The 13,639-nt window shown below is 31.8% G+C and carries 10 protein-coding genes; all 10 read right to left on the reverse strand.

The window, feature by feature from the left end; translation table 11 throughout:
• Positions 1-39 precede the first annotated feature (39 nt).
• Positions 40-870, reverse strand: a complete 831-nt coding sequence (gene kduI, locus KPL51_RS20805) for a 5-dehydro-4-deoxy-D-glucuronate isomerase (RefSeq protein ID WP_216165927.1) — start codon at positions 868-870, stop codon at positions 40-42.
• Between the two features lie 36 nt (positions 871-906).
• Positions 907-1,926, reverse strand: a complete 1,020-nt coding sequence (locus tag KPL51_RS20810) for a zinc-dependent alcohol dehydrogenase (protein WP_216165929.1) — start codon at positions 1,924-1,926, stop codon at positions 907-909.
• An 859-nt stretch (positions 1,927-2,785) separates the two neighbouring features.
• Positions 2,786-4,318, reverse strand: a complete 1,533-nt coding sequence (xylB, locus tag KPL51_RS20815) for a xylulokinase (protein WP_216165931.1) — start codon at positions 4,316-4,318, stop codon at positions 2,786-2,788.
• Positions 4,319-4,421: 103 nt separating this feature from the next.
• The gene (locus tag KPL51_RS20820; protein ID WP_216165933.1) at positions 4,422-5,903 is read right to left on the reverse strand and encodes an L-fucose/L-arabinose isomerase family protein; all 1,482 of its coding nucleotides are present in this window, start codon (positions 5,901-5,903) and stop codon (positions 4,422-4,424) included.
• Between the two features lie 55 nt (positions 5,904-5,958).
• Positions 5,959-6,582 (reverse strand): DUF4867 family protein, encoded by a 624-nt coding sequence (locus KPL51_RS20825; protein WP_216165935.1) that lies wholly within the window; start codon positions 6,580-6,582, stop codon positions 5,959-5,961.
• A gap of 139 nt (positions 6,583-6,721) precedes the next feature.
• Positions 6,722-7,897 carry a multiple monosaccharide ABC transporter permease gene (mmsB, locus tag KPL51_RS20830; RefSeq protein ID WP_216165937.1) on the reverse strand — a complete coding sequence of 392 codons (1,176 nt, stop codon included), beginning with the start codon at positions 7,895-7,897 and terminating at the stop codon, positions 6,722-6,724.
• Positions 7,897-9,432 carry a multiple monosaccharide ABC transporter ATP-binding protein gene (gene mmsA, locus KPL51_RS20835; RefSeq protein ID WP_216165939.1) on the reverse strand — a complete coding sequence of 512 codons (1,536 nt, stop codon included), beginning with the start codon at positions 9,430-9,432 and terminating at the stop codon, positions 7,897-7,899. The genes mmsB and mmsA overlap by 1 nt, the downstream gene beginning before the upstream one ends.
• Before the next feature lie 73 nt (positions 9,433-9,505).
• Entirely contained in the window at positions 9,506-10,597 is a 1,092-nt protein-coding gene (chvE, locus tag KPL51_RS20840; protein WP_216165941.1) for a multiple monosaccharide ABC transporter substrate-binding protein, read from the reverse strand.
• A gap of 350 nt (positions 10,598-10,947) precedes the next feature.
• Positions 10,948-12,129 (reverse strand): ROK family transcriptional regulator, encoded by a 1,182-nt coding sequence (locus KPL51_RS20845; protein WP_216165943.1) that lies wholly within the window; start codon positions 12,127-12,129, stop codon positions 10,948-10,950.
• Between the two features lie 243 nt (positions 12,130-12,372).
• Positions 12,373-13,639 (reverse strand): transposase (locus KPL51_RS20850; RefSeq protein ID WP_216165950.1); only part of this gene is annotated, 1,267 nt, incomplete at its 5' end.

The following is a 13,639-nucleotide window of genomic DNA, read 5'->3' on the forward strand; positions in this document are numbered from 1 at the left end:
CTCAATTAAATTTTTATACATTTTTTAATAAAAAAGTATTTACTTTAGTTGATCCATTGTAAGATTGTCCATATCATCAAAGTCTTGATTTTCTCCACACATTCCCCAAATAAATGTATATCTTTTAGTACCAACACCCGAATGAATTGACCAACTTGGAGAAATTACAGCCTGTTCATTCTTCATTACTATATGTCTTGTCTCATTTGGTTGCCCCATCATATGAAAAACCCTTGTATTTTCATCCATGTCAAAATAAAAATATACTTCCATTCTTCTCTCATGAGTATGACTTGGCATCGTATTCCATGCGCTCCCCTCAGCTAATTCTGTCATTCCCATTGCAAGTTGACATGTCTGTAAAATATCTGGGTGTAAATATTGATTTAATTGTCTTTTATTTATTAGCTCTGTACTTCCCAATTTTATATGATTTGCATCATCATATCCAACTTTCTTTGTTGGATAAGTCTTATGAGCGGGGCATGAATTAATATAAAATTTAGCTGGATTACTAGAATCTTTTGATTCAAAAGTAACATCCTTTGATCCTTTTCCTATATAAATAGCATCATAATGATTAATATCGTATTTCACACCATCTATAGTAACTAATCCATTGCCACCTATATTAATTGTTCCAAGTTCTCTTCTTTCAAGAAAATATGCTGCTCTCAGTTCATCTCCAGCTTCTAATTTCAAAACTTTATCGACTGGCATTGCTCCACCAAAAATTATTCTATCTACATGGCTATAAGCCAACTCCACTTGATTTTTTATAAATATATGTTCTTTTAAAAAGTATTTTCTAAGAGAATCTGTTGTATAATTTTTTGAATCCTCAGGATGATTTGCATAATATACTTTCATATTTTCACTCCCATTTACAAATTTTTATTTTTGCTGCTATTCACAATCTATAATCACTTTTACAGTTTTTTCATTTGGATTTTTTATTAAATCAAAAACTTTATCTGCACTATCTAAAGGAACAATATGTGTCACAATTTTTTCTATGTCATCTTTAATTTGCTGTGCATATTGGACAGCTTGTTCAAATTCTCTCATAGTATATACACGGCTTCCAACTATTGTCTGTTCTTTAAAATTAACATCTTGAAGATTAACTGCATGAGGCATCTTATGAATTCCAGTCATACAAATAGTGCCTCCAATGCGACACACTTTTGTTATATCTAAGGCAGCAACTTCAGCCCCACTACATTCAAATACAACATCAGCTCCAACATTATCAGTAATATCGTTTACACAATCCACTAAATTTTGTGTTTTCACATTTACAGCCTTAAATCCCATATCTTCACACATTTTCAATCTGCTATCATCAATATCTGAAATAATAATTTTTGAAGCTCCACTATGTTTTAATACGATTCCAGTTAATATCCCTATTGGACCTGCTCCTATAATTACAGCATTATCTAAAGCTTTAAATTTCGATTGATGTAATGTACGAATAACCACCGCAAGAGGTTCTACCACAGCTGCAACCTTATCTGGTAATGAATCATCTAGTTTAACTAATACGTTTTCATAGCAATTAACATATTCAGCCATACCACCATCAATATCAATTCCGATAAGCTTTAAAGTATTACAAACATGTGGTGATCCTGTCTTACATGCAAAACATTTACCACAAGAAATTAAAGGATAAGCACAAACTCTATCTCCTATCTTAAACTTTTCTGATGATCCTTTAATCTGATCAATAACCCCAACAAACTCATGTCCTAATACTAAAGGAGCTTTTGCTCTTGGATGTTTTCCTGAGTAAATTCCTATATCTGAACCACAAACTCCACAGTATTTTACTCGAATTCTTACTTGTCCATCTTTAAGTTCTGGAACTTCCATTTCTTTAACTCTCACTTCTTCTGGACCTGCATATATTAATGTCTTCATTTATAATTCCTCCATATAACTTTTTTGTTCCTCATTGTGGAACGCTGTTTCTCTTTTGTAATTTAATAATAACAAACTGATTAATAAAAGTCAATGTATTTATTTTATATTTCTATCATAAATTCCAATCAGGTGCATTATATTCATAATTTGCAGATGGAATTATATCTATGAAGATAATACATTATGCTGCTAATTAACTGTAGATTCATAGTTTATCTATTTGCTCTTCGTCACTTACATTAACTAAGGACTTAAACAAAACAAATACTTTAATAAAATATTTTTTCCTTTTCTATGAAAGAAATAATACAAGCAAACTACTTTGCAGCAGAACTTCTTATTCCTGATGATAAAAGCACATCTACTAAATAACAGAGGTCATAAATTAAAAATAGATACACGTATAATTTGTCAACAGGTTCTCTTTTGAGGTGCTCTGTTTTATGGTATAGCAAATAAAGAGTGGAATTTAACTTTTTTTGTGGATGTAAAATCCCCCCAAATGTTATAAATTAGTAATATATACCCAACAGTAATGATTGCCAGATATAATTATATTTAAATAGTTTAGGTATCAGAATTACATCATTTAGTGAGATGTATTTTGAACCGTGTTTTTCAAGTGTAACAGCCCCATGGAAGAAGCCGAATACTGAGTATGGTGCTTGATAGATCACATTAAAATATACTTCTACTGTTGATTGAGTTAGGGGTGAAAGTTACTTTTGCAATTGAGTCCTTCTATATAAAATATAAAATACCTCCTTTAAATCTAAATTGGATAGATCATAATATTTAAAGCAGCAGTAATTTACTGCTGCTTAATAAATGCACATAAGGTGTAATCCGATCTTTATTAACCTTTTGTTATCTTGTTTAAATTAGCAAATTCAGGCTTCAAAGCCGTATATAGTCCCTTATAAATATTATGATATTTACTATACAATATATTATTTTCATTAACAGGTTTTTGAGATGTGACCTTATGAATAATAATATCACAAGCCTCTATTACAGATGAGTAAACTCCAACCCCTACTAATGCTAAAATTGCCACTCCTAGAGCAGGTCCTTCACTGGAATTAATAGTTACTACTTCGCAGTTAAACATATCTGCTTGAATTTGTCTCCAAACTTGACTTTTACCCCCACCGCCTGAAGCTCTTACTTCATCCACAGTTATACCCATTTCATTAATTATATCCATGCAGTCCACAAGGCTATATCCAACACCCTCCATAACAGATCTGAGCATATCATTTTTGTTATGTCTTGCAGTAAGCCCGAAAAATACACCTCTCGCATAAGGGTCTAAATGTGGAGTTCGCTCTCCCATAAGGTAAGGCAAATACATTAGCCCATCGCATCCTGGTTTTACAGACTGTGCCTCCTTGTTTAACTCCTCGTATACATCAACACCTGTAGATGCTGAATTCAGATTTTCCAAAGCACATAAATTATCTTTAAACCATTTTAAAGAAAGCCCAGCTGCTTGAGTAACTCCCATAATGTGCCATGCGCCTGGCACTGCATGACAGAACGTATGAACCCTACCTTTTTTATCTATAGTAACTTTATCCGTATGCGCAAACACAACACCGGAAGTTCCTATAGTAGAAGAAATAACTCCAGACCTAACAATTCCATTTCCTATGGCACCAGCTGCCTGGTCTCCCGCTCCTCCCACTACTTTGGTTCCTTCCTTAAGTCCTGTAAGCATTGCAGCAGTTTTATTAACAGTTCCAGTAACTTCTTGGGATTCATAAACTTTTCCAAGTAAATCTTTGTTAATTTGAAGTTTCTCTAATACTTCATCGCTCCAAATTCTTTTAGGAACATCCAAAAGTTGCATTCCACTGGCATCTGATACTTCTGTACAAAATTCCCCAGTAAGCATAAATCTTATATAATCCTTCGGAAGAAGTATTTTATAAGTTTTCTTATAAATTTCTGGTTGATGTTTTTTAACCCACATAATTTTAGATGCAGTGAAACCTGTTAAAGCAGGATTAGCTGTTATTTCAATTAGCCTTTCCGCCCCAACTGCTTTTGTTATTTCATCACATTCTTCAGAAGTTCTTTGATCACACCATATTATAGAAGGCCTTAAGACCTTACCTTCTTTATCAATCATAACCAAACCATGCATCTGACCTGATAGGCCTATACCTTTAATGTCTTCAATATTTACACCACTCTTTTTTATTGCACAGCTAATTGTAGCTACTACTGCTTCCCACCAATCTTCAGGGTTTTGCTCCGCCCATCCAATTTCAGGTTGATATAATGGATACTCCTTTGAGTCACTTGAAATATCCACACCTTTTTCATCAAATAATATAGTTTTTGTTCCTGAAGTTCCTATATCTATACCTAAAACATAGGTCATTAAATCTCCTCCTAAATAATTTTCTTATTAAAAATAACTTTTAGACTAGTAGTGCTCTTTCCTTAAAACTACATCATTTCCACATGTACCACCACATACCCTATTATTTAAAAGGATTTTCTGTTTTATAAAGCATCTCTTTAGGTTGATTAAATGCCAAATCTTTAACGCCTAGATATTTAAATAAGTTGTAAATTGCTTTTCCATAATGACCAAATGCAACCGCACCATGATGTGGATATCTCTTTTCGATTAATACATTACGATAGAATCTTGCCATCTCAGGTATTGCAAAAACACCAATAGAACCAAATGAACGAGTTGCAACTGGTAGTACTTCACCTTCTGCTACATATGCTGTTAATTCTGCTTCTGCATTGCTTTGTAGACGGAAGAATGTTATTTCACCTGGAATAATATCTCCTTCAAGTGTTCCACGAGTTATGTTTGGTTCTACATTAGGTTCTAGTGCTCTTGCCATAATCTTTTGGTTCTTCATAGTACCACTTGTTAATTTACAGGTAGCGGTATTTCCACAATGGAATCCCATAAATGTATCTTTTATTGTATAATCAAATTTCCCTTTAATTTCTGATTCATACATATCATTTGGTACTGTATTATTAATATCAAGTAATGTTACAACATCTTGGCTTATACAAGTTCCTATATATTCACTTAATGCACCATAAATATCAACTTCACATGATACAGGAATTCCCATTGCGGTTAGTCTACTATTTACATAACAAGGTACAAATCCAAATTGTGTCTGGAATGATGGCCAACATTTGTTTGCAAAAACAACAAATTCTCTTGAACCTTTATGTGCTTCTATCCAGTCCAGCAATGTTATTTCATATTGAGCAAGTTTTGGTAATATACCAGGCATTTTATTTCCTTTACCTAATTCTTTTTCCATACTAGCTATTACTTCTGGAATTCTTGAATCATTAGCATGCTCATTAAAAGCTGCATATAAATCAAGTTCTGAATTTTCTTCTATTTCAACTCCTAGATTATATAGTTGTTTTATTGGTGCATTACATGCTAGAAAATCTTGTGGACGAGGTCCGAAAGAGATTATTTTTAAATTATCAAGGCCTAGTAATGTAGTAGCAACGGGTATGAATTCTGAAATCATATCAGCAACTTCGCTAGCTGTTCCAACAGGATATTCAGGAATAAATGCCTTTATATTACGTAGTGCTAAATTGTAACTTGCATTTAACATTCCACAATAAGCATCCCCACGGCCATTCATTAAATTATCACCACTTTCCTCTGAAGCCGCAGCAAACATTACTGGTCCACCAAATTGTTTTGCAAGTAAGGTTTCTGAAGTTTCCGGACCGAAATTTCCAAGGTATACTACTAATGCATTTACACCAGCTTCTTTAACCTCTTTTAATGCTTTTAACATATGCGTTTCATTTTCCACCGTAGTTAAACATTCAAATATACCCACATTAGATTTTTTAAAATTTTCAACTACTGCTTTTCTACGGCTTTCTGATAAGTCCATTGGGAAGCAATCCCTGCTTACTGCAACAATTCCTAATTTTAATTGTGGTAAATTTTTCATTTTTCATTCCTCCGATTATTTTATTATGAATAGTTTTCTTATGATTTATGTTTTTTTATTTTATTGAAATATTTTCACCTATTAATCCGATAAATGCTCCCTTATCTCCTAAATCAGTATCACTATGACCAATTAGCCATTTGTTTCTAGCAAATAGTAAAGCATCTTCACCAGATTTATTAATTCTATTTTCCAGTGGTAAATTAGTATCCCTAGGTAGTACAACTACACATCTAAATCCATTTTCATTTGCATTACAAGGTGCATAATGAAGTGTAGTTGCATAAACCTCTATTATAGTACCAGCTGGAATTAAAAAGGCTTCTATCTTCGATGTATCATATGAATAATCCCCTTCAATATCTTGCTGGCAACCTAAAAGTAAAATAAGGTCAGTTGCTGCAACATTTACCTCAGATGAGCGATGATATTCGACTGCATTTAACAAATAATTATTACCGTTACAATATCCTATTTGAATTGGTAATCCACCAAATTCTCTTGCTCCTAAATCTTCAGCAATTTTTAAATTTTCTAATTCTTTAATTGATGGTTGGTAGATTACCTTCCTTGGTAATGGAGTAGTTTTCATATTTTCAATTAGTTCTTTGCAATTGTAATTTTTTAAAACTTGTCCATATTTTTTAAATTCATTATCTGTAACTTTTTTAATAATCATATTTATCTTTCCTTTCGTTTAAATATTAATACTTACTTTCGAATGACTTTTTAAGGTCAGTTTATTAAGTACATTCTACTTCTTTTTGATATTTTCAGCAATATGTTTTCATAAATTCTTTATCACTATTTAAAAAATTTTAAGATCTAGATTTTCTTTTGGAAAGTACATCGAATGCCACAGCACTCAACAGAACTAACCCTTTAATAGACATCTGCCAGTCACTTCCAACTCCAAGGATGGACATACCATTGTTTAGTACCCCCATAACTAATGCTCCAACAATAGTACCGGTAACTGTACCCACTCCACCATATGCTGATGCTCCACCTATAAAGCAAGCCCCAATTGCATCTAATTCAAAATTAAGACCCGCCTGAGGTGATGCCGAATTAATACGCGATGCGAACATCATACCTGCTACGGCAGATAAAACAGCCATGTTAACATATGATAAAAACAAAACCTTGTTTGTGTTGATACCTGAAAGTTTTGCTGCTTTTTCATTACCACCCATTGCATAAAGATGGCGCCCAGGGACAGTCCTTGTTGTAAATATGGAATAGACTAAAATAAGCACTCCTATAATTACTAAAGCTATTGGAATGCCTTTATATGCTGCTAACCAATAGGAAAATAAATTAATTACAAATAGTATAGCTATTATTTGAATTACAAAAAGCGTTAATGAACTAGTTACTAGATCTTTTTTTTGCCACTTAGCTCTTTGTTTTATCTTCACAATTGCATATAAAGCAGATATAATAATCCCTACAAAAATAGCTGTAAAATTTAAACTTGTGCCAAGTCCATTGAAAATATCAGGTACAAATCCAGAACTTACGGATTGAAATTTTTCAGGAAAAGGTGCCAAAGTTGCTCCTTTCAGCATTGTAACAGTAAGACCTCTAAATAAAAGCATTCCTGCAAGGGTTACTATAAAGGATGGTATTCTTATGTATGCGATCCAAAAACCTTGCCACATTCCAATAAGTACTGCCAAAAGAAGCCCAATTACTATTGCGAGTACCATATTCACTTTCATAGTTATTATTAATGTTCCAACTATAGCACCAATTAAAGCGCACAGCGAACCTACTGATAGGTCAATATTGCCCCCTGTTAAAATAGTAAGAATCATACCTATGGATAAAATAAATACATAACCATTCTGAAGTATTAAATTGGTTACATTCATTGGTACTAAAAGGATACCCTTTGTAGCAATTTGAAAAAATACTGTTATTACTACCAATGCAATAAGCATTGCATACTGTCTTATATTTTTTTTAAAAGCATTTTTAATTATATCCATTATGTTACCTCCTCGTTTTTCATTATGCATTTCATTATGCTTTCTTGTGATGATTCTTTACCGGATAACTCACCAACAATTTTCCCTTCATTCATTACATAAACTCGATCGCAAACCCCTAATATCTCTGGAAGTTCTGAAGATATAAATATAATTGACTTCCCATCATCTACCAACTTATTAATTATGTTATAAATCTCATATTTAGCCCCAACATCAATTCCCCTAGTAGGTTCATCTAATATTAATAATTCAGGATCTGTAAATATCCATTTACTAATCACTACCTTTTGCTGATTTCCACCAGATAAATTTCCTGTGTTTTGAAAAATACTTGAAGATTTTATATTTAACTTTTCTCGATACTCCTGGGCAATTTGAATCTCCTTTTGGTCATCCACAAAATGCCTTGTACTTATTTTGTCAAGATTCGCAAGAGAGATGTTACTTTTAATGTCCTGCGTTAGAACAAGCCCTGCACTTTTACGATCTTCAGTAACATATGCTATTCCATTATCTATTGCCTGACGAACATTTTTAAGGACAATTTCCTTACCATCTTTTATGATCTTTCCGCTTATACATTTACCATATGATCTCCCAAAAATACTCATGGCAAGCTCTGTCCTTCCTGATCCCATTAATCCAGAAATACCTACAATTTCTCCTCTTTTGACATTAATACTTACATCATTTATAACCTTTCTATCTTCAATAAGGGGGTCATATACATTCCAATTTTTTACCTCAAATACAACCTCACCAATCTTAGAATCATGACTTGGAAATCTATTTGTTAGTTCTCGACCTACCATACCTTTAATTATCCTATCTTCGTTTAAATCTTTATCCCCTTTATTCAAAGTCTCAATTGTACATCCGTCACGGATAATAGTAATACAATCTGATACCCTTAAAATTTCATTTAGTTTATGAGAAATAAGAATCGATGTAATTCCATCCTCTTTTAGCTCCAATAATAATTTCAATAAATTATTAGAGTCCTCCTCATTAAGAGCGGCGGTTGGTTCATCAAGGATGAGAAGCTTTACATTTTGTGACAAAGCTTTTGCTATTTCAACGAGTTGCTGCTTACCAACCCCTATATCTTTGATCTTTGTATTAGAATCTTCCTTAAGCCCAACTTTTTTTAATAACTCTTTTGCCTTAAAATGAGTTTGATCCCAGTTAATAAATTTATATTTTGATCTCTCATTTCCTAAAAATATATTTTCCCCTATTGAAAGATATGGAATAAGAGCCAATTCCTGATGAATTATTCCAATCCCTGTTTTCTCACTATCCTTTATATTGCTAAAGTCGCATTCTTTACCTTGAAATATTATCTCACCACTATAAGTTCCATATGGATATATGCCACTAAGCACATTCATAAGTGTTGATTTACCAGCTCCGTTTTCGCCTATTAGAGCATGAATTGCTCCCGCCTTAACTTTCAGATTTACATTGTCAAGAGCTTTTACTCCGGGGAAAAGCTTTGTAATATTTCTCATTTCAAGTATAAATTCATCCATCCCTACATCTCCTAACTTTATTACTTTAGATTTTTAAATAGCGCCTAGTTTAAAATTACTACTAGCATAATTTCTACTTTAACTCTGCCGCCTTATAATATCCACTATCCACAAGAATTTTCTTGTAGTTAGTCTTTTCCACATAAACAGGATCACAAAGGTAAGATGGAACAATTACTGAACCATTGTTATAAGTCTTTGTATCATTCACTTCAGCTTTTTCACCTTGAAGTATTGAACTAACCATTTCAACAACTTTAGTAGCTAGTTTTCTTGTATCCTTAAAAACTGACATAGATTGTTTATCATTAATTATTGCCATTATATTTGGCTTGTCACAATCTTGTCCAGTTAATATTGGAAATGGCTTATCAGCTGTACCATACCCTGCATTTTTAAGTGAAGCAACTATACCTATTGCTAAACTATCATTAGGTGAAAGAATCACATTAAGTTTAGTTCCCTTTGAATAAGTTGATGTTATCAAGTTGTCCATTCTACCTTGAGCTTTAGCTGAATCCCAACTCTGAATAGCTATAGTTGTAAAATTTTTCTGTTTGCTTGGAATAACAAGTTTACCCTTGTCAATATATGGCTTTAAAATACTCATAGCTCCTTTAAAAAAGAATGTTGCATTGTTATCATCTGGAGATCCACCAAATAATTCAATATTGAAAGGACCCTTTCCCTCTTTAAGCCCAAGTTTAGTTTCTATATATTTTCCTTGGATAACACCTACTTTAAAATTATCAAACGTTGCATAATAATCAACGTTACTTGTCTGCATAATTAATCTATCATAAGCTATAACTTTGATCCCATTTTCTTTTGCTGTTTTAATAACATTGGTAAGGGTTGCACCGTCAATAGCTGCTACTACAAGAACCTTACATTTCTTAGTAATCATATTTTCTATTTCTTGAATCTGAGTGTTTACATCATTGTTTGCATACTGCAAATCAACAGTATATCCTTTAGCTTCAAGTTGACTCTTCATATTTCTACCATCGCCATCCCAACGTTGAAGTGACTGAGTCGGCATGGCAACACCAACCAAGTTGTTCTCTGCTTTTAAATCGCTTGTTGAGGTAGATCTAGTTTCCCCACACCCCATTAGACTTAACATAAGTATTACCGCTAGCATAGTTGAAAGTAATCTTTTCATTAAATAGTCCTCCTTAAGTTTAGCCATGAAATTGTTTACATTTTTAATGCTGCTATTTTCCAAAACACGTTGCCTAACCTATTAAATTCAACTTCACATTTAACATGAAGGTTTTACTCGTGTTACTGCCTCCTTAAATATTATATTTTCATTATAACAGTTATCCTAAACTTTTTAAAGTGATTTTATAAAGTTCTTTTGAAAAGTTGTTATTAGGGTTATTGGGATATATAACTGCTAATATTTGACTAAGAGAAATTTAATTTAGACAATAAGTGTTTAGTTTAAAAAACACAAATATAACCAATATAACTATTGGCTCCATTTGTGGTTTTTTCTGGTCTTTATTTCTATATAATTTCCCCATTTATAGAAAACACATTTTGCATTGGTAGTAGTGCCGCACCTAAAATTGAAGAATCTTTTTTAAGTTTAGATGTAAATATTTTAAGACTAGTATCATCATAAAAACTATTTTCTACAAATACTTTTTCTTTCAATGCCTTAAGGTAATACTCTGAAAAATCACTCATTTCTCCACCTAAAATCACATAATGTGGGTCAATAATTAACACGATATTTTGAATTCCTATTGCAAGAAAATCAATATATTTTTCCAATTCTAAAATTGCAATGTTTTCCTTTTGTTCCACTCTAGAGAAGAACTCTTTTAAAGTATTTACCGGTTTTAAGCTCTTACTATTGTACTCTTTCATTAAAGAGCTCTTAGATGCATATTGTTCAAGGCATCCTCTTCTTCCACAATTACAAGGTTTCCCATTAGGTACAATTGTCATGTGACCCATCTCACCAGCTCTTTTATTTTTTCCTTTATAAATTCGGTCTTGAATTACTACTCCTGCCCCTATACCTTCATTAATAGATAGATAAACTAGATTTCTCATCTTTTTAGCAATACCTAGACTTACCTCACCAAAAGCAGCTGAGTTTGCCTCATTTTCTATATAAATAGGAAACTCTAACATCTGAGAAAACCTACTAAAATCAACATTTCTAACACCTATATTGGGTGCTAACTCAAGTGTTAGTTTTTCTTCATTAACTGTACCTGGCAGTGAAAACCCTATTCCAAGAATATCCTTATGATTAATTTTCTTTTCGATCAACACACTACCTATAATCTTATGAATTTTATCAATAATATCATCTATATTTTTAAAACTTTCAACTTTAAAGGTATTATCAAATTTTATTTTCCCGTCTAAGTTAACTAAAATAATTCTTACATTGCTTAATGTAAATTCAATCCCAAAAGAATATTTAGAATTAGGTAAAAATCTAACAATAATAGGTTTTCTTCCACCAGTTGATCCCGCGACTCCAGCCTCTTCAACTAAACCTTCTTGTATCAGTTCATTTATATTTGAAATCACGGTTGGTATACTAACACCTATTTTTTGTGAAATGTTTTGTTTAGTGTACTCTCTTTTTTGTGCAATAAGATTAAGTATCTTTTTTCTGTTTGATTGTTTTATTACTTTCTGATTTATAATTTTCTTATCATTTAACATATTATTCACCACATATCCTAATATTTATATCCACACTGAAACTCCCACGCATAAACGCATGGGGTTCTTAAGTACTAAATAACTTTCTTTAATGCTCTCACTAAAAGACTTACATTATTTCTAAATGCTTATACCTACAACACACTAGCACTAATTATTTTCCCTAAGAATTTTACTACCAAAGATACCTCCGTACCCATTAACGATAGCATAACGGCTCACTTCAAAACTGTATTGATTGATTTAAATCCCCATACTTGATATTAAATTAATTCCACGTATTTTCATTTCTTTTAATCTATTAATCTCAACATCATGCAATGTCTTAAAACTATCATAAGTTTTATTGCATAACTCCCTATTAATTAATTTTAAATCATTTTCCACATTCATAATAAGGAAAGCAGAATAACAATCCCTTTGAATTTGAATATCTTTATTCCATCTATCTTTTAATTCTTTGTTATTATATTCGCCTGTGAAATGACTATATTGGGATGCTTTAACCTTTTGAGTGTTAATTTTCAATATTTCCATTCCATAATATTTAAGTTTTCTATTGATTATCTCAATTAACATTGAAGGTGCTTTATTTGCTAAACTCTTTCCAAATCGTTTCCTCTTATTAAATTTACCGGTTTTAGTATTTATGGTTGTTTCCTTACTCCTTTTTTGTAGACCTGCAAATTGCATAGTTTCAACCAATATTCTATCACCTAAAGAGATAATAAAATTAGCTAACTTTTCATGTGACTGCTTCCTAATACTTGCTTGTTTTCTCTGAATATCTCTTAACTTATTTTGAGTTTTAATATATTTATTAGATTTAATCCATATTAATTTAAGCCCACACTTTATCGTTCTATTTTCATTATAATTATTAAGATTATTACTTCTACGTTGCCTATCTAATTTACGTTGCAATATATTTTTGTTTTTCTGAATGTTTTCCACTTCGGGACATAATGGAAGTAGTTTAACATCATTTTTACTTGATATAGCAATGGTTCTAGTACCAATATCAATTCCTAAATTACCCAGTCCAATATTTCTTTTAAGTTCACCAGTTTCTTTATCTGTCTTAACCGGTGGTATTCCTTCCATAACTAACTGAACATAGTATTTATATTTACCTCGAATCATTTTTCTAACTATTCTGCAATATTTAACTCTATCTTGAATAGCTTTTTGTGCATAGGTATCAATCTTTTTTATAATTATATTTATTTCCAGTCCATTCCAAACTAATTTATCATCTTTAAATCTGATTCCCGTTTTATTAGATTTACCTTCAATACTATTCATTTCACCATATTTCTTAAAATGGACTTTATCTGCAATATGAAACATTAGTTTTTGAAATGCTCCGAAACACCTTGTCGCTATCTTTTGAGCAGTAAAACTATCTATGTTATTTTTGAAATGTTTTTGAATAGGTCTTACAAAATCATGAAGTGAATACTCTATCAAACCATATGTATTATTCAGTTCATTGAATTGTTTATTTCTG

The organism is Clostridium bowmanii (assembly GCF_018861315.1).
Lineage (GTDB): Bacteria > Bacillota > Clostridia > Clostridiales > Clostridiaceae > Clostridium_AD > Clostridium_AD bowmanii.